This is a genomic window from Marinobacterium sp. xm-m-312 (assembly GCF_013283295.1).
Classification (GTDB): Bacteria; Pseudomonadota; Gammaproteobacteria; order Pseudomonadales; family Balneatricaceae; genus Marinobacterium_E.
On record NZ_WBYS01000004.1, the window covers coordinates 224,594 to 244,833 of the forward strand.

Here is a 20,240-nt window from a genome sequence, read left to right on the forward strand (position 1 = left end):
AATAAATTGAACAAATACTTAGCCCCCATTCTCTTTAGCACTTTTGCCATCAGCATAGAATCAATGGCCAAAGGTAAAGAGAGTGCAGAGCAACTCGCATTTCTAAAAGCCGAGAGACTCGCCAAACTGGGTCGCTTAGATCTTGATGACCCCGCCGCTAAACAGCTCGAGTCTTACCCCCTCTACCCCTACCTAGTCTTCAATCAGTACAGTGCCGAACTGAATCGACTCAAGCCAGAGGATATTCAACAGTTTACCAACCAGTACCCTGATTCACACTTAGAGGGGCTATTGCGTTTCAACTACACAGAGCATCTAGGGGAAAAGAGAGATTGGGGGGCATTCCTCAGCCACTACACTGAGATCGATTCCCCTAATACTGAGATGCAGTGTCGCTATGCCGAAGCTCTCTATCGACAAAAGCGCACAACTGAAGCCTCTAAACTTGCGGCATCACTCTGGAGTGTGGGCCGCTCTCAGCCAGACAGTTGTGATGATCTATTCAGACTGTTTAGAGCCAATGGTGATCTGACCAGCGATGTCGCACTCAAACGGGTTCTCAATGCGTTGGATGCCAACCAATGGGGACTGTCGGGTTATGCGCTGCGCTTTGTTAAGTCAGAGTCTGATCGTCGCATTGCTGATGCGGCTCGATCGGTCTATCGATCACCCTTTAAAGTCCTTCGAATGGGCAGCGGTTACTCAGCTAAGCAGCTCGCCAAAATTCAACGCATTGCGATTGAACGTGCGTATCGTCACGACCCATATGAAGCGTTAAATCTGTTGCTAAAACTGGGCAAAGGATTTGATCTGAGTCTGGCGGATAATTTACAAGAGCTCACGCGTGTTGGTGTAAGGGTCGCTAAGGAGCTTGATGCACATGATCGAATCAAACTCGCCAAGCTTGATCCAACCTTTGCCAGTGCTGAACTCACTGAATGGCGCATACGCTTAGCCCTGCTTGAACAGGACTGGCAGGAGGTCGCCACCCTGATTGCCAAGCTCCCTAAAGAGCTGCAAGACTCCCCTCGTTGGCAATATTGGCTAGCCGCACTCCCCAATAATCCAATGCGAACAGAGATATTAGATACACTTCGTACCAAACGCAGTTTTTACGGATTTCTAGCAGCTGATCATCTTGGGCAACCCGCTGATTTGAATCATGAACCGATCACGCTTGATCCAACCCTGCTAGCTAAATTAAGAGACTCCAAACACTACCTGCGCATTAAAGAGCTGACAGCGCTTGATCGCTATACAGTCTCACGATCTGAATTTAATCGTTGGATAGAGACGATGTCTTCGAATGAGATCCAGCACGCCGCGCACTTGATGAATGAGCTAGGTTGGTACCAACAGGGAATTCTAGCCGCCGCTTACCATGAGTTTTGGAATGATATGGACCTTCGCTTCCCAGAAGGCTTTGAGAATCTGTTTATCAAACATGCCAATAAGCGAAATATAGACCCTATCTGGGCACAGGCTCTTGCTAGACAGGAGAGCGCCCTATTCCCCTGGGCTCGATCCAGTGTTGGTGCTAGAGGGCTCATGCAGCTGATGCCCAGAACAGCTAAGCGAACTGCCAAATCTATCAAGGTGAAGTATAAAAGTAGTAACCGCCTCTACGATCCTGATTTCAATGTACAGCTAGGTACAGCTTACCTAGCGCAGATGTATCGTCAATTTGATAAAAATCGAATCTATGCAACGGCGGCCTATAATGCGGGGCCTCACCGTGTCAGCCGTTGGCTGAAGGGCCGTGAGAATTTGCCGTTGGAGATATTCATAGAGCTCATCCCCTTTGATGAGACCCGTACCTATGTGCAGAATGTTCTCAGCTTCTCTGTAATCTACGCACAGCGTAAGGGCCAAACACGACAGATGCTAACACCGACCGAACAGGCCCTACTGGCCCTCAACTGATCTGATAAACTGTGCCAACTGCTCAGCATCAAACGGCCAATCCAGTGACTGCTTAGATTGAGGATCGACCAAGACCGGTATCCGGGTGGCATATTGATTCATCAACTCGTCATCAAAGGCTATATCGACCAGATCCACTTCATACTTTGACGGATCAATACCAGAGACCAACAGAGGGAGTGCTTGATCACACAGATGGCAACCCTCTGTCGTCATTAATTCCAACAATTTCACGATTTAAAAATCCCTTAACATTAAAGCCATAGAGTAAGACTAACCTCTAACTTGTTCCCTACGAATCTTGGGGTTATTCTACGATAATATTTTGCGGTGCAACATTGACTGCATTAAACGTCATTCACACTGGAGTTTTACCATGGCGACTAAAGGTAACGGACCGACCGATCCTCAAGAGTTCATCAATTACGTAAGCCAAGAGACAAGCAAGATGCTTGAAAACTTCTCTGGCAAGGGTGCTGAGGATATGTTCTCTCAATTCACCAAGTCATGGACAGAACTTGCGACGCGTTCACTGCAAGATCCAACCTTGTGGATGCGTGCAATCGCCGATTACCAAACCGCGCAGTTTAACCTATGGCGCAACTTGTTAACCGGTAATACTACTGAAGCACCGGTTGCTGAGCCAGAGCGTGGCGATCGTCGTTTCCAGGCTGAAGAGTGGTCAACTAATCCTATTTACGACTACATCAAGCAGTCTTACCTACTGAGCTCTAAGATGCTGACTCAGATGGCTGAGAGCGCGAACCTATCGGATCAAGATCAGAACAAATTGGAGTTCTACACTCGCCAGTTCATCGATGCGATGTCGCCAACTAACTTTGCAGCAACTAACCCTGAAGTTCTGCAACAGGCGCTTGATACTAAGGGTCAGTCACTGCTCGATGGTATGAAAAATCTACTAGCCGACTTTGAGAAAGGTCGCATCTCAATGACTGATGAGAGCGCGTTTACGCTGGGCGAAAACCTTGCGACAACCGAAGGCTCTGTTATCTTCCAGAACGATGTCATTCAGCTGATTCACTACAAGCCAGAGGGTGAACAGGTTTACACTCGCCCGACGCTGATCATTCCACCGAGCATCAACAAGTTCTACATCCTTGATCTTCAGCCACACAACTCATTCGTTAAGTACTGTGTTGAACAGGGCCAAAATACGTTCCTAGTCTCTTGGCGCAACCCAACCTCCGAACAGTCAAACCTCAGCTGGGATGATCTTGTATCAGAGGGTATCTTCGAAGCCGTTCGTGTGACCAAAGAGGTCTCTGGCAGCGATAAGATCAACACGGTGAGCTGGTGTGTCGGTGGCACATTAACAGCAACTGCACTAGCAGTAATGGCGAAGCGTAAAGACACCAGTATCGCAAGCGCGACCTTCTTAACTACGCTGACTGACTTCTCTGATCCAGGTGATCTCTGCGTCTTCATTGATGACTACCAAGTCAAACAGCTGGAGCAGAAAGTGAGCCAAGCAGGCTTCCTAAACGGACGCGAACTGGCGACGTCGTTCAACATGTTGCGCTCGAACGATCTCATCTGGTCTTACGTTGTTAATAACTACCTGAAAGGTCAGACACCACCGCCGTTTGATATCCTCTACTGGAACTCGGACAGCACCAATCTGCCAGCGGCCATGTACACCTACTACATCAATAAGATGTACCTAGAGAACAAACTGGTTGAGCCGAATGCACTGGAGATCTGTGGTGAGAAGATCGATCTTGGCGAGATCAAGATCCCTTGTTACTTCCTATCGACCATTGAAGACCACATTGCACCTTGGAAAGCGACCTTCAAAGCGACAGAGACCTTTGGTTCAGAGATCGAGTTCGTCCTTGGCGCAAGCGGTCACGTTGCCGGCGTAATCAACCCAGCTTCTAAAAACCGTCGCAACTACTGGGTTAAAGGTGAGCAGGGCCAAGGCGCTGACCACTGGTTTGAAACCTCTGAAAAAGTTGAAGGTTCTTGGTGGCCAAACTGGGCTGAGTGGGTTCGTCGTCGTGCTGGTAAAAAAGTGGATGCACCGAAAACTCTGGGTAGCAAAGAGAACAAACCGCTTGAAGCCGCACCTGGTAGCTATGTAAAAGTTCGTATCGATTAATCTTCCAAATCGATGTAAAAAACCGGACACTGTGTGCCCGGTTTTTTTATGTGTGACTGAAACGATCAGGAGATCAACATGGATAACTTTTTTGATAAGGGTTTAGAGATGCGTCGCAGCACACTGGGTGCTGAATACGTTGATAAAAACCTAGCCGCTGCTGATGACTTTAACCGCCCCTTTCAGGAGGCGATGACCGCTTGGTGCTGGGGATTTGGTTGGGGCGATGATGCCATTGATCCCAAAACACGTTCGTTAATGAATCTAGCGATGCTTGGCGCCATGGGCAAAAGTCACGAATGGGCAACCCACTGCAAGGGCGCATTGAATAATGGTTGCAGTGTTGACGAGATTCGAGCAGCTATTCATGCCGTCGGCATCTATGCAGGTGTGCCTGCAGCCGTTGAGTGCTTTCGTATTGCACGGACAGTGCTTGAGGAGGCAGGAGAGCTTTAAGCGCCCCTGATACAAGAAATAGCATGTCATTTTTTCCGCCCAACTCCAGAGTAGAGATCAAGCAGCTACTCCACCTTGCCTGGCCCATGCTGCTGGCTCAGTCCTCGCAAACAGCGATGAGTCTATCCGATACTCTGATGGCCTCTTGGGCGGGCGCTGAAGAGCTGGCAGCTATCGCTCTGGGCTCCAGTATATGGACGCCACTCTCGCTATCCTTAGCAGGCGCTATGATGGCATTGACTCCGATCGTGGCACATCATGTTGGTGGAAAACGTGAACAGGAGACCGCCTCAGAATTGTTTAACAATCTTCTGATCACACTTGCGATCGGCGTGCTCAGCTGGCTTTTCATCAATGGCGCCTCTGACTGGATTCTTACCCTACTGTCTGTAGAACCGGCTCTGAAATCCACAGCCAATGACTATCTGTTTGCGATCAGCTGGGGCATACCAGGCATGCTGCTCTATCAATCGATCAGGGCTTTTGCTGAGGGACATGGGCAGACAAAGATCGTCATGAAAATAGGCATCAGCGCTGTACTGCTCAATCTACCTCTTAACTATATTTTCATCTTCGGCAAACTGGGAATGCCTGAAATGGGCGGTGTAGGCTGTGGATGGGCGACAACAATTGTATTCTGGTACATGTTCATAGCCGGTGCTGCTTATCTGATCTACAGCCGCTATTTCAAACCGTTGAACCTCTTCAAACAGACGCTCAAACCGAACAGAGAGAAGATCAAACATCAGCTCTCTATTGGCATACCGATTGCCGCGAGCCTTGGTGTTGAGACCACCATGTTCTGCCTGATTGCGCTCTTTTTGGCCGATTACGGTGCAACGGTGATCTCTGCTCACCAGATCACACTCTCGATATCGAGCCTGATCTTTATGATGCCGCTCTCACTCTGCTTGGCCGTCACCATTAGGGTTGGCCAGCTCAATGGCGCTAAACGCTTTGCTGAAGCCCAGCAAGTAGGATTCCTGGGACTGCGCATCGCCCTTTTGATAGCCTGCTTCAGCTCAACGATTCTGTTTATCCTGTCCGATGGCATTGCTGCACTCTTCTCTAAAGATGCTGAACTCATCGCCATCGCCTCAACCCTGCTTAGCTACGCTGCACTCTACCAATTCTCCGATGCGCTCCAGCTGACCGCGAATGGCGCACTGCGCGGATACAAGGATACTCGAATCCCACTGCTGATCGCGTTTATCGCTTACTGGATACTTGGGCTACCCAGTGGGTATATCATTGCCGAACATTTAGAGATGGGGGCTGTTGGTTACTGGTTAGGCATACTCATCGGCTTAAGCTTTGCCGCCGTACTACTGATAAAACGACTCTATAAGCTATCCAATGAAGCACTGGTTAACCCTCCTAATTTCAACTAGTTTTATCGCGGGCTGTATCGATACCGATCCAGCCCAGTCCCTGGTTGAGACCTATGCCGAGCGGACCAGTCGAGCCATAGATATCGATTTTGATCTTCAACTGAACAAAACCTCTAAGCTCTACCCCATTCTTCCCGATCGAAGAGAGCGAACTGAAACCCTGAGACCCATTACCGAAGGCCTGATCGATGTTCTCGATCTTAAGCAGTGCGGGCTGATCGATCTAATCGCACAGAGAAACACCAGCCTTGGCAAATTGGCCGGTGGCTCACAACGACTGATTTACGAACTGGGGTTCATCCCAAAATTACGCAGCTGTCAGAAGCTGCTCACAGGTGACAGTAGTCAAACTGATGTGTTAGCGCGTGTTCAAGAGATCAATCAGATCAAGAGCGATAACTGGCCAAAGCAGATATGGAACAGCCTATACAGCAGCCCAGAGATGGAACATCACTTCTCACTGGGGGCTGCACCACTGTTACCCGATGCAGACTACTCAACCTCAGAGTTAATGCTGACAATGCAGCGCTTTGCTGAGATCGCTGAAACCCAAAACAATACAGACTGGCAAACACCCTCTTTTGCCAATGAGCTAGAGCGTGACTACGAAACGCTCTATCGATCCAATTTCGGATCAGAGTGGCTCGCCAGCATGGCACTGTTAACTCAGGTTTTAGAGCAGACCTCAGAAGCGATTAACCAAAGACTCAATGACAGACCGATCTGCTTTAATCAGAGGCAAAACCAGAAGTCAGAGATACTCTGGAACGTCTTTATGAAGTTTTACGTCAACAGTTTGCAACCCTACATCGCTCAGGTTGAACGTACAGGCCGCCAATGGAGTAACCTTCATCAAGCCATCATCGCGTCACTCAACCTCCCTCAAAGCCGATGGCTAGACACCTATACCCATCCCGAAGGAGAGGTCTGGTCTAGGTATCTAAAAGCTCGAGAGAACCACACCCAATCTTGGCAGAATATTTTGGATCAGTGTGGACTTCGTCCGGGTAATCAGAACTGAATTAACCCACCCACTGCTGCAGCTGGCTGATGTTCATTGCGCCCGACTGACGCTTAACCTCTTTACCGCCCTCAAAACGGACAACGGTTGGAAGGCTTCTGATGTTATAGCGAGCGGCCAGCTGTTGATTGGCTTCGGTATCAACTTTAACGAAGCGCATCTCAGGCTCAGTGCGTTTTGCCACTTCGGCAAAGGCGGGTGCCATCATTCGACAGGGTCCACACCAACCTGCCCAGAAATCAACAATAACCGGAATATCCGTATTGCGAATAAACTTAGCGAAATTCTCTTCGCTCAGGGCGATCGGTTGCTGAGTAAAGATCGCTTTTCGGCATTTACCGCAGGCAGGCCCTTTATCGAGCTTATCTTTGGGCACTCGATTGGTTGCTAAACAGTGGGGGCAGCTGAGATTAACTGATTGACTCATAACATCTCCTATATCATTAACTACTAATATATAGGCAGAAATTCAGAGTTCAAGGGGAGAACAAGACAGAGCAGCGAGAACCGTTGCCCTGCCTAAGCGATTAGAACTTCTTAACTAGGGCTTCTAGTTTAGAGGTAAGACGCTCCTCTTTTTGAGCAACGCGTTGTTGTTTACGAGCCTCTTGGTGGCGCTCTTTACGGCGCTGCTTGTACTCGTCTAGCTTAGCTTTAGCGTGCTTTTCATCTTCAGCAGTCACTTCAGCCACTTCAGCACCGGTCAAATCAACACGCTGAGCGCCAACAACCATTGACTGAAGGTAACGTGGGTTACGAACATAAGTCGCTAGCGCACGCTTAATCTTACCGCGACTGACCTTTTCATCCGCCACTAAGTCCTCTTGAATACCAATTTTCAGAGGCTTGGGTTCTTCAAGGTTGAATGTATTGGGGTAAGCGGCAATCAGCAGTTCGACTGCGGCTTGGTTAGCTTCACGGTTTTTATTGCGAGGCTTAGCTGTGTTCTGTTCTGTCACTGTTTTATTCTCTTGAAGTTGACGAGGTTCAGTTCGATCAACTTGTTGTTCAACTCTGATTAAAATTTCTTCTGCCTCTTGCAGAAGACGCTCTGTATCAGAGGCTATCTGTTGAATGATTTTACTCATCCACCTTTCCGTATTCGATAGATGAAAAGATCATCGTTCACTTCATGACTGACCAACTCGTGCCCTAAGAAGTTACAAAACTTAGGGATATCACGCTCTGTAGAGGGGTCCGTGGCAATCACCTCAAAGAGATCACCCACTTGAAGTTGAGCAATTTTACCATGCAACATCATCACTGGCTCTGGGCAGTAGAGACCGCGCGCATCCAGCTGTTCTATGGGTTCTTCAATGCTCATGGCACTATCCTTTCAATCAAGTCGCGCATTGTCGCAAATAGTTTTTAAAAACACCAACGAGTTTAAGGCCATTTAACCTTTACCTATATTAAGCCGAACGTTATTCTCAAGATATAACAAGTAGTTAGAGGACAAATCGATGATCAAGGTTTTTATAAACCGCAAGGTTCCTGCCGAACTAGAGCCACAATACACGGCCATTGCCAAAGAGACTCTGCAAGCGTCTATGCGTTCACCAGGTTTTATCAAAGGCGAGGTCATGCATGACATCAATGATCCAGAGCACCGTTTAGTCATTGCCACCTACAGCACACTGGCTGACTGGGAGCGTTGGTATCAATCTCAGGAACGTCTTGAGCTGATGAACAAACTGCGTCCCATGCTAGAGCGTGACGAGCTGATCAAAATCTACGAGCACTGATTAGACGTCTAACTCCAGGTAGCAAGTGATCTCTTCACGGTCGTGGTAGAGATGCTTGCTGACGAGACGGTAGGGTTTTTCATGCTCCTGAAGAATCATCTCCAACTGCTCTATTCGATCTGATACTTCAATGTAGCGCTTTTTCATTGGCAACTTTAAGTTGAAGATCAAACGATCAGCCCAGCCATTAATGGCCCACTTTGCCATCAACTCAATGACACGTGTCGGTTTATCAACGACATCACACACCATCAGATCCACTGGCTTGGCAGGCGCAAAGGTAAAGGCATCCTCGCGTTGGTGATCAACCTGACCGGTCTCCATTAGATCACCCTTCATGGGCCCATTATCAACCGCTGTGACAAACATGCCGCGTTTAACCAGCTGATAGGTCCAGCCACCGGGGGCCGCCCCCAAATCGACTGCTTTCATACCGCGCTGCAACCGCTCATCCCAGGCTTTTTGTGGGATAAAGTAGTGCCACGCCTCTTCAAGTTTTAATGTAGAGCGGCTCGGTGCATCGGCTGGGAATTTAAGTCGCTTAATCCCCTGCTCCCATTTGGAACTGTTATTGATCGGACTGACACCGACCCAAATCTGATTATTTTCGAGCAGGAAGATATGTAGCCGATATTCAGCCTTTGATTTTCTTGGAAGTAAAAGATCCTGCTGTCGTAAAAAGCCTGCTGCAGCACTACCGAGTTTTTTAGCCAAACCATTAAGGTTGCGGCCATCAGTAGTATCCGCACTCTCAACCAACAACTCAGAGGCTTTGGGCAGCTTAGCAACCGCTTCACTGATGGGTGTTAGGCGATCTTTTGACGAAACGCCCTGCAGCATTGGCTCACAGGCGATCCATTGGCGCGCAAAGATGAGATCGCGAAAGCGCAGCTTACTCATCAACTGCAGCGCGTTGTGAGGAGGGTTGATCACAAACTCTATATAACCCGCCAAATCATCAAACTTCGGATAACCGTAAACTCCAGCCTCCGCCGCTTTTACTGATATTTCACTGGCGGCCTCACTCTCAAAGCCACTGCGACAATAGATAATAATGTGATTCAAAGGAACCTCTCCCTAAAACAGAGGCGACAGTTTAACGAGTTAGCCGTCGTAATAGCAAAAATCAGTCACTTTTATGAAAATTGATACATATCAAAAAAGCGTTATTTTTGATGAATCAAAAAATTGACTAAAATCGAACAAATAATAAACAGATATATAGTTTGAACCAATCGTAATAAATGATTAAGTCATTTAATATCAGTAACTTACACCATTAACAAATCGTATCCGCCTTTTTAAAATTCACGACAACCGACTTATTAGATAATACTAATGGATAGCTACAACGCCCTATTTAGGGGCGTTTTGCATTGAAAAATCTTGCCCCATAACTGATAATTCGCAACGGTTTCAAAAACTATCAATTCACTTAGCTTTGATGAGAGCATGAAATGAGCACTGCAACAGCAAACACGACCTACAACTACAAAGTTGTACGCCAGTTCGCCATCATGACTGTAGTCTGGGGCATAGTTGGTATGACGATGGGTGTACTCATCGCCGCACAACTAGTCTGGCCGGCACTTAACTTCGACACTGCATGGTTCTCTTTCGGACGTCTTCGTCCGTTGCATACCAACGCAGTTATCTTCGCCTTTGGCGGATGTGCACTATTTGCAACGTCTTACTACGTTGTACAGCGCACCTGTCAGACGCGTCTAATCTCTGACGGTTTAGCATCGTTCACTTTCTGGGGTTGGCAAGCAGTCATCGTCGCAGCAGCAATCACGCTGCCGATGGGTCTGACAACCACTAAAGAGTACGCTGAACTTGAATGGCCTATCGATATCTTGATCGCGGTTGTATGGATCTCATACGCAATCGTGTTCCTAGGTACCGTTAAGAACCGTAAAACGTCGCACATCTACGTGGGCAACTGGTTCTACATGGCATTTATTATCACTGTTGCAGTGCTTCACATCGTTAACAGCATCTCTATGCCTGTTACACTGTGGAAGTCTTACTCTGTCTACCCTGGCGTTGTCGACGCGATGGTTCAGTGGTGGTACGGACACAACGCTGTAGGCTTCTTCCTAACGGCAGGCTTCCTAGGCATGATGTACTACTTCGTACCTAAGCAAGCAGAGCGTCCAATCTACTCATACCGTCTATCGATCGTTCACTTCTGGGCACTGATCGCGACGTACATGTGGGCTGGTGGTCACCACCTACACTACTCTGCGCTTCCAGACTGGACTCAGTCAGTCGGCATGGTCATGTCTTTGATCCTTCTTGCACCTTCTTGGGGCGGTATGATCAACGGTATGATGACGCTATCTGGCGCTTGGCATAAGCTTCGCACAGACCCAGTTCTTCGCTTCCTTGTTGTCTCTCTATCCTTCTACGGTATGTCAACATTCGAAGGCCCAATGATGGCAATCAAGACAGTCAACGCACTGTCACACAACACTGACTGGACTATCGGCCACGTACACGCTGGTGCTCTAGGTTGGGTTGCAATGATCTCTATCGGCGCGGTTTACCACATGATTCCTAAGCTGTTTGGTAAGGCTCAGATGTACAGCGTCGGCCTAATCAACACTCACTTCTGGTTGGCAACAATCGGTACAGTTCTTTACATCTGTGCAATGTGGGTTAACGGTATCCTACAGGGTCTAATGTGGCGCGCAGTTAACGAAGACGGCACGCTTACTTACAGCTTCGTAGAAGCCCTAGAAGCGAGCCACCCAGGTTACTTTGTACGTTTCCTAGGCGGTGTCTTCTTCGTAACCGGTATGCTTCTAATGGCTTACAACGTATGGCAGACCGTACGTGCAGGCAGCACAGTAGCTAAAGCTGAAAACCCAGATCCATCAGCAGCTACTGCGTAATTAGTACCGGAGACATTAAGATGATTAAACACGATACTATTGAAAAGAACGTCGGCCTCCTTGCCCTACTGATCATCATCGTGATCAGTGGTGGTGGTTTGGCTGAGATCGTACCTCTGTTCTTCCAGAGCTCTACGACTAAGCCAATCGAAGGTCTTCGCACCTACTCAGCTCTAGAGCTTGAAGGTCGCGATATCTACATCCGTGAAGGCTGTCACGTATGTCACACTCAGATGATCCGTCCTTTCCGTGCGGAGACTGAGCGTTACGGTCACTTCTCTACTGCTAACGAGCACGTTTACGAGCACCCATTCCTTTGGGGTTCTAAGCGTACAGGTCCAGACCTAGCTCGTGTCGGCGGTCGTTACTCAGATGACTGGCAGCGTGCTCACCTATACAACCCACGTGACGTTGTACCTGAATCAAAAATGCCATCTTACCCTTGGCTGTTCGAACAGAAGCTAACGGGTAAAGATACGGCTGCGAAGATGGAAGCTCTTCGTAAGCTAGGCGTTCCATTTGACGATGCAACAATCGCTTCAGCGCGAGAAAACGTAGAAGGCAAATATGAGATCGATGCTCTAGTTGCTTACCTACAAGCGCTAGGCAAGATGCATACTGTGTACAACAACAAGCGGTAATTAATAGTGAGCTACGACGTCTACGGTCCATACATTCCAGTAGTGATGCTGGTAACGTTTCTGGCCCTGTTCATCTGGGTACTGAATCCGAAAAACCGCAAACGGTTTGACGATGCAGCCAACCTCCCCTTCCAGGACGAGGAGATTGATGAACGCACCAGAAAAACTGACAAAGACGTCGAGTAAGGAGTAGAAAGATGAGTGCTTTTTGGAGCGCATGGATCACAGTCATCACTCTAGCCGTTATTATCGGCTGTACTTGGCTGCTTCTAGCAACGCGCAAAAGTGAAACACACAAAGAAACAACTGAAGCGACTACGGGCCACGAATTCGATGGCATCGAAGAGCTTGATAACCCACTACCACGCTGGTGGTTCCAACTATTCATTGGTACGGTTATCTTCTCACTCGGTTACCTAGCGCTTTACCCAGGTCTTGGTAACTTCAAGGGCCTTCTTGGTTGGACGTCGGCTAACCAGTGGGAAGAGGAAGTGGCACACGCAGAAGAGGTCTACAAACCTGTTTTCGCTAAATACGCTTCGCTATCAATTGAAGAGCTAAACCAACCAGGTAACGAAGCAGGCCTTAAAATGGGTCAGCGCATGTTTGCCAACAACTGTTCTGTTTGTCACGGTACTGGCGGTCAGGGTGCTTACGGCTTCCCTAACCTAACCGACAAAGATTGGTTGTACGGTGGCGAGCCACAAACCATTATGATGTCTATCGTCAATGGTCGTCGTGGTGCGATGCCTGCTTGGGGTGCGGTACTGGGTGAAGATGGTGTTCAAGACGTGACTAACTACGTGCTTAGCATCAGCGGCAACGAACACGACGCAGCAGCAGCTGAACGTGGTCAAGCACAATACAACACTCTGTGTGCGGCATGTCACATGCCAACAGGTAAAGGTATGGCGGCACTGGGTGCACCTAACCTAACTGACGATGTATGGCTTTACGGTGGTAAGTTTGAGCAGATCGCTCACACTATCCGTGCAGGCCGTGCAGGCGTAATGCCAGCGCACAAAGATCTTCTTTCAGAAGATAAGATCAAACTGATCTCTGCATACGTCTACAGCTTGTCTAACAACTAATAGACCCCCCGCAGAAGAAAAGGCGACCTGATATATATCAAGTCGCCTTTTTTTTATTCCATTTATAATAGACAATCAAATCAAGTCATATAAGCACAGGCGAGTTGCATGTCTAATATCCCAGTTAAAGATGTCACCCCAAAAAAGGGCTCTGGCGCTACTGAAACCTACGATCTGTACGCGAAGCGTGAAGAGATCTACGTTAAGTACACGACCGGCCTATTCAAGAATCTACGAAACATCTCAAGTGCGATCATGCTGCTGATGTTCTACGGTTTCTCTTGGATCCAATACGATGGCAAACAGGCCGTGCTATTTGATCTGCCAAACCGCCAGTTCCATGTCTTTAACTTCACGTTTTGGCCACAAGATTTCATGCTGCTTTCGTGGCTGCTGATCATTCTGGCCTTCACCCTCTTCTTTGTTACGGTGTTTGCCGGTCGTCTCTGGTGTGGCTATGCCTGCCCACAGTTTGTCTGGACTTGGTTGTTCATTCGTATCGAGCAACTAACTGAGGGTGATCGCAACGCTCGCATGAAGCTGGACAAAGCGCCTTGGAGTGCGAACAAGGTTCTGCGCAAACTGGCTAAGCACCTTATCTGGCTTGCTATAGGTGCCGTTTCAGCCGTTGCATTTGTTGGCTATTTCTCACCGGTACGCGAACTGGTTCCAAACATTCTGAGCTTCAATCTTGGACCTTGGGAACTTTGGTGGTTGGCGTTCTTTACGGTTGGTACCTACGGTGCGGCTGGCTGGTTACGCGAACAGGTCTGTATCTACATGTGCCCATACGCTCGTTTCCAGAGTGTTATGTTTGACCAAGATACCTTGATCATCTCTTACGATGAGAAACGCGGTGAGAATCGTGGTGCTCGTAAACGCCACATCGATCACAAGGCTGAAGGCCTGGGTGACTGTATCGACTGTGGTCACTGTGTGCACGTCTGCCCTGTCGGTATCGATATCCGTGATGGTCTTCAGTATGAGTGTGTCGCTTGTGGTGCCTGTGTCGATGCCTGTGACAACATCATGGAGAAGATGGGCTATGAGAAAGGTCTGGTTCGCTACACCACCGAGCATGAGCTTAACGGTAAAAAAACCCATATCTTCCGCCCTCGCTTGATCGGTTACTTCGTCGCGATCTGTGCCATGTTCATCGCCTTCAGTTATGTACTCTTTACACGAGTGCCGCTTGAGGTGGACGTTATTCGTGAACGCGGTCAGCTCTACAGCACTACTAATGATGGGTTGATCCGTAACACCTACACACTAAAACTGGCAAACAAATCACAACGTGATTACCAGTACGAGATCCGTGTTGAAGGGTTAGAGGATGCCATCATCAATGGTGATACCGTTGTAAACGTAGCCGTTGGTGAACTACTCGATCACAACCTGTCGATCATTCTGGATCCTCGCGCTATGGAGCGAGCAAACTATGAGATCGATTTTATCGTAACAGCGACTGATGGCTCAGGCGTTGAAGCTGAATCAGAAAGTCGTTTCATAGGTCCTGCGCCTAAGCGTTAAGACAGTGTCACAGAGAATCTGTGATATACTCGCGCGCGGATATTCTTAGGGATATCCGCGCTTTATTTTAGTCACTATTTTGAGGTTTACATGACTGAACAGACTCACGACATTGGCCCTTGGTACAAGCAGAAATGGCTATGGTTTGTATTGGCGCCGTTGATCGCTGTGGTTATCTATGGAACAACCTTCCTCTATCTTGCTATTACGACTATGGATGGCGTGGTTAAAGACGATTACTACAAAGAGGCACGTGGTACTAATGTCGACACCAGCCGTTCAGATGAAGCGGATCGCTTAGGCATTCATGGTGAAGTATTGTTGGACACACTGACCGGTGATATTCGCTTGGATCTTAAATCGAACAGTTTTTTGGGTGATCAACTATCCGTTGACCTGGTTCACCCTACCCACCAGAAGTATGATCAAAGCCTAACGGTTCGCTCAGTGGGCGGTACAGGCGTCTACGTTGGCAACTTACAGAGCACACTAACCGGCAAACGCTACCTGATCATTACCAACACTGAGGGTAACTGGCGTCTACGTCGCGAAATATTGCCCCCTTACGATCAAAATACCTTCAAGGTGGGTAAGTTCTAACAGACCAAAATGAGTAATCCAAAAGACTCTTGTTTTCACTGTGCCACCCCTATTCCTAAGGGGGTGAAGGTTGAGCTTTCAATTGATGGAAAGCAAGAGTCATTTTGTTGCCCCGCCTGCCGTGCGGTCACTCAAACAATACTGGGCTCAGGTCTAGAGAAGTACTACCAGCACCGCGGCAGTCAACAGCAAGAACGCCCCACTGAAATAGAGTCCGAAGATCAACTCGCACTCTATGATAATGAATCCATTCAAGCACCCTTCGTCAGAACCATAGACTCCGATCGCAAAGAGGCCCTCTTTGTCATTGAAGGGATCCACTGTGCTGCCTGTGTTTGGCTTTTAGAGAAGCATCTGACCGAACAGGTTGGTGTCACTAGCTTTACCGTTAACCTAACCAACCACCGCGCTCGACTCGTTTGGAACCCGTCAGAGAAACCCTTAAGTGAACTGATGGCCGCCATCATTTCGATCGGTTACACACCTCACCCGTTTACGCCCAACCAAGAAGAGAAGCTCTACGAACAGGAGCAGAAAAAGGCGATGCGCCGACTGGGTGTTGCCGGTGTCGGCATGATGCAGGTGATGATGATGTCATCGGCACTCTACCTAGGTGACGCCTTCTTCATGGAGGAGCACATCCAGAACTTTATTCGCTGGACCAGCTTCATTGTTGCCACCCCTGTTGTATTTTATGCCGCGCGCCCCTTCTTCAACGCGGCCCGACGGGATCTTCGCACCCGACACCTCAGTATGGATGTGCCGGTATCTATCGCTATAGGTGGCGCTTATATAGCCAGCGTATGGGCTACGATCACGCAGAGCGGCGAGGTCTACTACGACTCGGTCTCGATGTTCACCTTCTTCCTATTGATTGGCCGCTTCTTCGAGATGAAAGCGCGCCACAGAACCGGTATGGCCGGCAATGAGTTGGCCAATATTCTTCCAGCCAGCGCTACGCGATTGACCGAGACAGGCGAACAGCTTGTCCCGGTATCGGAACTCAACCCAGGCGATCGCGTACTGGTTAAGCCCGGTCACTCCATACCAGCTGATGGCATACTCTTTACGCAACACACCAGCATTGATGAGTCGGCCCTCACCGGTGAGCCTCTGCCCGTCAGCAAAGCGCTTGGCGACCCTTTAGTAGGCGGTACCATCAATATGGAGCAAGCGATTGAGATGGAGATCACCAGCAGTGCTGAACAGTCTCGCATGTCCTCCATTTTGAATCTATTGGATCGTGCTCAGGCTGATAAACCCAAGGCGGCTCAGATTGCCGACAAGGTTGCGAGCTATTTTGTCGCTGGCGTTCTTCTAACGGCTGTCGTTGTCAGTCTTATCTGGTGGCAGATATCCCCTTCAGACGCTTTCTGGGTGACACTCTCCGTCCTAGTAGTCACCTGCCCTTGCGCACTCTCCTTGGCTACACCGACGGCTTTAACAGCAGCCATAGGTTCTCTGCGTAAAATGGGACTGCTGGTTACTCGCGGGCATGTATTAGAGAGTTTGGCACAGTGCACGGCCGTCTACTTTGATAAAACCGGCACACTGACCACCGGCAAACTGACGTTGCGTGAGACCACCCCTCTCTGTGAGCAGTCCGTTGATGAGCTCAATCAACTAGCGGCAGCAATTGAGAGCCGCTCAGAGCACCCCATCGCGTCCGCTTTTGCTCCCTACTTTGAATACTCTGTTGAAGAGGCCACTAACCATGTGGGTAGAGGCGTAGAGGGAACGATTAACGGAAACACCTATCGTATTGGTAAACCCGGGTTTGTATCCGAACTCTTTGGAAACCAACCTCCCACTCACCCAGAAGGGACAGGGATTTTTCTTCTGATGGGTAATAGCTCCGGCCCTCTCGCCTGGTTTTCGATTGACGATCAACTTCGACCTGAGGCTATTGAAGCGGTTAAGCAGATCCAAGCATTGGGATTACCTGTTGGCATGCTAACCGGTGATCGCGAAGCGAATGCACAACGCATCGCCTCTGAGTTAGGGATCGATCATGTTGAAGCGCACTTGTCGCCAGAAGATAAGCTAGCTCGTGTAAAGGCGATGCAAAACAACGGTGAACGCATCCTGATGATTGGCGATGGTATCAACGACATTCCCGTTCTGTCCGGTGCGCAGACCTCTATTGCGATGAACGGCGCGACAGACCTTGCCAAAACATCCTCTGATGCTGTGTTGGTCAGCTCTGATCTAAGACGCATCCCTGGCTCCCTTAACATGGCTCGTAAAACACGAAACATCATTCGTCAAAATATTGGCTGGGCTTTGTTATACAACCTAATCGCGCTACCCTTAGCAGCAAGTGGTTTTATTGCCCCCTGGATGGCGGCTATTGGCATGTCCCTTAGCTCGCTGATTGTTGTCGGCAATGCCCTTCGTCTAACCAAACAGCTGTAGGTTTTTATGGAAATCGTCTATTTACTTATCCCTGTCGCGATCATCTTGGTAGCCTTTGCGACCTGGGCTTTCTTCTACAGCGTTAATTCTGGTCAATTTGATGACCTAGAGTCCCCTGCTCATCGCATTCTATACGACGATGATGAAGATATGATTCCTGAAGACGCGCGCGTCAAAAAAGAGCCTGAAGCTCCATCCTCTGAAACACCAAAAGATTGAGCATGCTGCCCGCCTCTCTTAGCTTCACCTCGGCATTCATCATTGGCCTTCTTGGCACAACACACTGCCTAGCCATGTGTGGTGGACTTGCCTCGAGTCTCAGTATAGGTGGAACAGGTCGAGCCAACTCCCTATTAGGTCTGTTTAGCTACAATCTTGGACGTATCGCTAGCTACTGTGCAGCGGGTGCCATTCTTGGTCTGTTAGGTGCAACCCTACAACAGACAGAGATAGCCTTTGCGCTACGCTGGATTGCAGGCCTTCTACTGATCAGCATGGGCCTCTACATCGCACAGTGGTGGTTTGGCCTAACGAAACTGGAACAGGCTGGCTCGCTATTGTGGAAACAGATAGCGCCTCTTCTTAAACCCTTTATGCCTGCCGACACCCCGTTTAAAGCCTTAGTACTGGGCATTGGCTGGGGCTGGCTACCTTGCGGTCTGGTCTACAGCACCTTAATCTGGTCATCGGCCGCCGGTAGCGTTGCAGAGAGCACTCTACTCATGCTGGGCTTTGGCTTGGGCACTTTGCCAGCCATGCTCGCCACTGGGCTACTGGCTAAACAACTACGCGAGCTGGTCGCCCACACATTGGTGCGCAAACTCTCGGGGCTACTGTTGATACTGATGGGCATTTGGACACTGCTAAGCGCGTAGCGGTTGACCCGTATCAACACATAACTCCCTATTATTGCTTAATATTCTGACATCTGAAGATTAAGGAATATTACTGTGCTGCAACAGACCAACATCCAGTGGGATACCGACCTGATTCGCCGTTATGATTTAGCAGGTCCTCGCTACACCTCTTACCCAACCGCACTGCAATTTACTGACACCCCAGACAGTGTCAAAACGCTCTCTAAAGCGATCAGTGAGCGCGACAGTCGTAAGCCTTTATCACTCTATATTCACATCCCCTTCTGTGCGCACGTCTGCTACTACTGCGGATGCAACAAGGTGGTCACAAAAGATCGCTCCCGTGCAGAACCCTACCTTCAGACGCTGTTAAAAGAGATTAAACTGCGTAGCACTGAACTGGGCAGTGACGTTCAAGTGGATCAGCTTCACTGGGGCGGCGGCACACCCACCTTCATTGATGATGAGCAGACCGCTCGTTTAATGCAGGCGCTAAAAGAGGCCTTTAAACTGCGTGATGACGATCAAGGTGACTACGCCATTGAGATCGATCCTCGTGAAATGACTAAAGACCGCTTAAAGCTGCTGCGTGAATTGGGTTTCAACCGCATCAGCATAGGGGTTCAGGATGTTAACGAAGCGGTTCAAATCAAGGTAAACCGCGTGCAATCCCTAGAGATGACAACGGACCTGCTTAAAGAGGCGCGTGAACTGGGCTTTCGCTCAATCAACGTTGATCTAATCTATGGCTTGCCGCTGCAAACTGAAGAGAGCTTTGCCGAGACCTTGGACCGAATTCTAGAGCTACGACCCGATCGTCTCTCGGTATTTAACTATGCTCACCTACCCGAGCGCTTTAAACCACAGCGTCGTATCAATGCCGATGAGTTACCCGACGCGCTCACTAAACTTGCGATTCACCATCAAAGTATTGAGAAGCTGACGGCAGCGGGCTACCGCAACATTGGTATGGATCACTTTGCTCTGCCAGACGACACACTGACACAACACCAAGATGATGGAACGCTGCACCGTAACTTCCAGGGCTATACCACTCACTCACAGTGTGACTTGATTGGTTTGGGCGTCTCATCGATTAGTCAGATTGGCGATTACTACCTACAGAACAGCCCTAACATTGAGCGCTACACGCAAGATATTGAATCTCAGGGCTCAGCATTAACCAAAGAGTACTGCCTCAATGAGGATGACAAAATTCGCAGAGCGGTGATTACCCGCCTGATCTGTGACTTCCAACTCGATTTTGCCGATCAATCCAAAGCGCTCAATATCGACTTTAAAGAGTATTTTGCTAACGAATTAAAACTGCTTGAGCCGATGGCACAGGATGGCCTGATTCATTTAAGAGAGGATGGAATGGATGTCACCGCCGCTGGGCGTTTGTTGATTCGTCGAATCTGCATGACCTTTGATGCCTATATCGATCACTCAGAACAGCGATTTTCTAAAATCATCTAATCCGATTTTGCACAGTAAATTTCACTAAAAGTGGACCGTTAAAAAGTCCACTTTTTTATCTAAATTGACTTGGGT

Annotated in this window: 21 protein-coding genes; 16 read left to right on the forward strand and 5 right to left on the reverse strand. The window is 48.8% G+C overall.

What is annotated here, in order from left to right; translation table 11 throughout:
- Positions 1 to 63: 63 nt before the first annotated feature.
- Positions 64 to 1,923 carry a transglycosylase SLT domain-containing protein gene (locus XMM312_RS06780; protein WP_173488934.1) on the forward strand — a complete coding sequence of 620 codons (1,860 nt, stop codon included), beginning with the start codon at positions 64 to 66 and terminating at the stop codon, positions 1,921 to 1,923.
- On the opposite strand, the gene XMM312_RS06785 is transcribed toward XMM312_RS06780, so the two are convergent.
- On the reverse strand, positions 1,906 to 2,157 hold the full coding sequence (locus tag XMM312_RS06785) for a glutaredoxin family protein (RefSeq protein ID WP_371731430.1): 252 nt from the start codon (positions 2,155 to 2,157) through the stop codon (positions 1,906 to 1,908). The genes XMM312_RS06780 and XMM312_RS06785 overlap by 18 nt on opposite strands.
- A gap of 142 nt (positions 2,158 to 2,299) precedes the next feature.
- On the opposite strand from XMM312_RS06785, the gene XMM312_RS06790 reads away from it, so the two are divergent.
- The 4 genes from XMM312_RS06790 to XMM312_RS06805 all read left to right on the forward strand — a co-directional run bounded on the left by XMM312_RS06790 (position 2,300) and on the right by XMM312_RS06805 (position 6,910).
- A complete protein-coding gene (locus tag XMM312_RS06790) occupies positions 2,300 to 4,042 on the forward strand; it encodes an alpha/beta hydrolase (RefSeq protein ID WP_173488935.1) in 1,743 nt (580 codons plus the stop codon).
- 78 nt (positions 4,043 to 4,120) lie between these two features.
- Positions 4,121 to 4,498, forward strand: a complete 378-nt coding sequence (locus tag XMM312_RS06795) for a carboxymuconolactone decarboxylase family protein (RefSeq protein WP_173480796.1) — start codon at positions 4,121 to 4,123, stop codon at positions 4,496 to 4,498.
- A gap of 23 nt (positions 4,499 to 4,521) precedes the next feature.
- A complete protein-coding gene (locus tag XMM312_RS06800; protein WP_173488936.1) occupies positions 4,522 to 5,889 on the forward strand; it encodes an MATE family efflux transporter in 1,368 nt (455 codons plus the stop codon).
- Positions 5,855 to 6,910 (forward strand): DUF3080 family protein, encoded by a 1,056-nt coding sequence (locus XMM312_RS06805; RefSeq protein ID WP_173488937.1) that lies wholly within the window; start codon positions 5,855 to 5,857, stop codon positions 6,908 to 6,910. Before XMM312_RS06800 ends, XMM312_RS06805 begins: the two co-directional genes overlap by 35 nt.
- 1 nt (position 6,911) lies before the next feature.
- Here XMM312_RS06805 and trxC read toward each other — a convergent pair whose 3' ends face one another.
- The 3 genes from trxC to tusA all read right to left on the reverse strand — a co-directional run bounded on the left by trxC (position 6,912) and on the right by tusA (position 8,234).
- Positions 6,912 to 7,337 carry a thioredoxin TrxC gene (trxC, locus tag XMM312_RS06810; RefSeq protein ID WP_173482399.1) on the reverse strand — a complete coding sequence of 142 codons (426 nt, stop codon included), beginning with the start codon at positions 7,335 to 7,337 and terminating at the stop codon, positions 6,912 to 6,914.
- A gap of 100 nt (positions 7,338 to 7,437) precedes the next feature.
- A complete protein-coding gene (locus tag XMM312_RS06815; protein WP_173482398.1) occupies positions 7,438 to 7,998 on the reverse strand; it encodes a ProQ/FINO family protein in 561 nt (186 codons plus the stop codon).
- A complete protein-coding gene (tusA, locus tag XMM312_RS06820) occupies positions 7,995 to 8,234 on the reverse strand; it encodes a sulfurtransferase TusA (RefSeq protein WP_173488938.1) in 240 nt (79 codons plus the stop codon). Before tusA ends, XMM312_RS06815 begins: the two co-directional genes overlap by 4 nt.
- A 139-nt stretch (positions 8,235 to 8,373) precedes the next feature.
- Between tusA and XMM312_RS06825 the strand changes: the two genes are divergently transcribed.
- Positions 8,374 to 8,655 (forward strand): antibiotic biosynthesis monooxygenase, encoded by a 282-nt coding sequence (locus XMM312_RS06825; protein WP_173480790.1) that lies wholly within the window; start codon positions 8,374 to 8,376, stop codon positions 8,653 to 8,655.
- Here the strand turns inward: XMM312_RS06825 and rlmM are convergent, their stop codons facing one another.
- Positions 8,656 to 9,720, reverse strand: a complete 1,065-nt coding sequence (gene rlmM, locus XMM312_RS06830; RefSeq protein ID WP_173480789.1) for a 23S rRNA (cytidine(2498)-2'-O)-methyltransferase RlmM — start codon at positions 9,718 to 9,720, stop codon at positions 8,656 to 8,658.
- A gap of 392 nt (positions 9,721 to 10,112) precedes the next feature.
- On the opposite strand from rlmM, the gene ccoN reads away from it, so the two are divergent.
- The 10 genes from ccoN to hemN all read left to right on the forward strand — a co-directional run bounded on the left by ccoN (position 10,113) and on the right by hemN (position 20,165).
- Entirely contained in the window at positions 10,113 to 11,552 is a 1,440-nt protein-coding gene (ccoN, locus tag XMM312_RS06835; RefSeq protein ID WP_173480788.1) for a cytochrome-c oxidase, cbb3-type subunit I, read from the forward strand.
- Positions 11,553 to 11,572: 20 nt separating this feature from the next.
- Positions 11,573 to 12,193, forward strand: a complete 621-nt coding sequence (gene ccoO, locus XMM312_RS06840) for a cytochrome-c oxidase, cbb3-type subunit II (protein ID WP_173480787.1) — start codon at positions 11,573 to 11,575, stop codon at positions 12,191 to 12,193.
- A 6-nt stretch (positions 12,194 to 12,199) separates the two neighbouring features.
- A complete protein-coding gene (locus XMM312_RS06845) occupies positions 12,200 to 12,379 on the forward strand; it encodes a cbb3-type cytochrome c oxidase subunit 3 (protein WP_173480786.1) in 180 nt (59 codons plus the stop codon).
- A gap of 11 nt (positions 12,380 to 12,390) precedes the next feature.
- Positions 12,391 to 13,284: a cytochrome-c oxidase, cbb3-type subunit III gene (gene ccoP, locus XMM312_RS06850; RefSeq protein ID WP_173488939.1), complete on the forward strand. Its 894-nt coding sequence runs from the start codon at positions 12,391 to 12,393 to the stop codon at positions 13,282 to 13,284.
- Positions 13,285 to 13,392: 108 nt separating this feature from the next.
- Positions 13,393 to 14,814, forward strand: coding sequence for a cytochrome c oxidase accessory protein CcoG (gene ccoG, locus XMM312_RS06855; RefSeq protein ID WP_173488940.1), 1,422 nt, complete (start codon positions 13,393 to 13,395; stop codon positions 14,812 to 14,814).
- 90 nt (positions 14,815 to 14,904) lie between these two features.
- Positions 14,905 to 15,414 (forward strand): FixH family protein, encoded by a 510-nt coding sequence (locus tag XMM312_RS06860; protein ID WP_173482395.1) that lies wholly within the window; start codon positions 14,905 to 14,907, stop codon positions 15,412 to 15,414.
- Positions 15,415 to 15,423: 9 nt separating this feature from the next.
- Positions 15,424 to 17,829 carry a heavy metal translocating P-type ATPase gene (locus tag XMM312_RS06865; protein ID WP_173484471.1) on the forward strand — a complete coding sequence of 802 codons (2,406 nt, stop codon included), beginning with the start codon at positions 15,424 to 15,426 and terminating at the stop codon, positions 17,827 to 17,829.
- Between the two features lie 6 nt (positions 17,830 to 17,835).
- Complete coding sequence (ccoS, locus tag XMM312_RS06870) at positions 17,836 to 18,048, forward strand: cbb3-type cytochrome oxidase assembly protein CcoS (RefSeq protein WP_173480781.1); 213 nt, start codon at positions 17,836 to 17,838, stop codon at positions 18,046 to 18,048.
- Between the two features lie 2 nt (positions 18,049 to 18,050).
- Positions 18,051 to 18,704: a sulfite exporter TauE/SafE family protein gene (locus XMM312_RS06875; protein ID WP_173480780.1), complete on the forward strand. Its 654-nt coding sequence runs from the start codon at positions 18,051 to 18,053 to the stop codon at positions 18,702 to 18,704.
- A gap of 75 nt (positions 18,705 to 18,779) precedes the next feature.
- Complete coding sequence (hemN, locus tag XMM312_RS06880; protein WP_173480779.1) at positions 18,780 to 20,165, forward strand: oxygen-independent coproporphyrinogen III oxidase; 1,386 nt, start codon at positions 18,780 to 18,782, stop codon at positions 20,163 to 20,165.
- Positions 20,166 to 20,240: the final 75 nt, after the last annotated feature.

Bases quoted from the DNA above. Each gene is read 5' to 3' on its own strand.
- XMM312_RS06780 (WP_173488934.1), top strand. From the start codon at position 64: ATGGCCAAAGGTAAAGAGAGTGCAGAGCAACTCGCATTTCTAAAAGCC.
- XMM312_RS06790 (WP_173488935.1), top strand. From the start codon at position 2,300: ATGGCGACTAAAGGTAACGGACCGACCGATCCTCAAGAGTTCATCAAT.
- XMM312_RS06795 (WP_173480796.1), top strand. From the start codon at position 4,121: ATGGATAACTTTTTTGATAAGGGTTTAGAGATGCGTCGCAGCACACTG.
- XMM312_RS06800 (WP_173488936.1), top strand. From the start codon at position 4,522: ATGTCATTTTTTCCGCCCAACTCCAGAGTAGAGATCAAGCAGCTACTC.
- XMM312_RS06805 (WP_173488937.1), top strand. From the start codon at position 5,855: ATGAAGCACTGGTTAACCCTCCTAATTTCAACTAGTTTTATCGCGGGC.
- trxC (WP_173482399.1), bottom strand. From the start codon at position 7,337: ATGAGTCAATCAGTTAATCTCAGCTGCCCCCACTGTTTAGCAACCAAT.
- XMM312_RS06815 (WP_173482398.1), bottom strand. From the start codon at position 7,998: ATGAGTAAAATCATTCAACAGATAGCCTCTGATACAGAGCGTCTTCTG.
- tusA (WP_173488938.1), bottom strand. From the start codon at position 8,234: ATGAGCATTGAAGAACCCATAGAACAGCTGGATGCGCGCGGTCTCTAC.
- XMM312_RS06825 (WP_173480790.1), top strand. From the start codon at position 8,374: ATGATCAAGGTTTTTATAAACCGCAAGGTTCCTGCCGAACTAGAGCCA.
- ccoN (WP_173480788.1), top strand. From the start codon at position 10,113: ATGAGCACTGCAACAGCAAACACGACCTACAACTACAAAGTTGTACGC.
- ccoO (WP_173480787.1), top strand. From the start codon at position 11,573: ATGATTAAACACGATACTATTGAAAAGAACGTCGGCCTCCTTGCCCTA.
- ccoP (WP_173488939.1), top strand. From the start codon at position 12,391: ATGAGTGCTTTTTGGAGCGCATGGATCACAGTCATCACTCTAGCCGTT.
- ccoG (WP_173488940.1), top strand. From the start codon at position 13,393: ATGTCTAATATCCCAGTTAAAGATGTCACCCCAAAAAAGGGCTCTGGC.
- XMM312_RS06860 (WP_173482395.1), top strand. From the start codon at position 14,905: ATGACTGAACAGACTCACGACATTGGCCCTTGGTACAAGCAGAAATGG.
- XMM312_RS06865 (WP_173484471.1), top strand. From the start codon at position 15,424: ATGAGTAATCCAAAAGACTCTTGTTTTCACTGTGCCACCCCTATTCCT.
- ccoS (WP_173480781.1), top strand. From the start codon at position 17,836: ATGGAAATCGTCTATTTACTTATCCCTGTCGCGATCATCTTGGTAGCC.
- XMM312_RS06875 (WP_173480780.1), top strand. From the start codon at position 18,051: ATGCTGCCCGCCTCTCTTAGCTTCACCTCGGCATTCATCATTGGCCTT.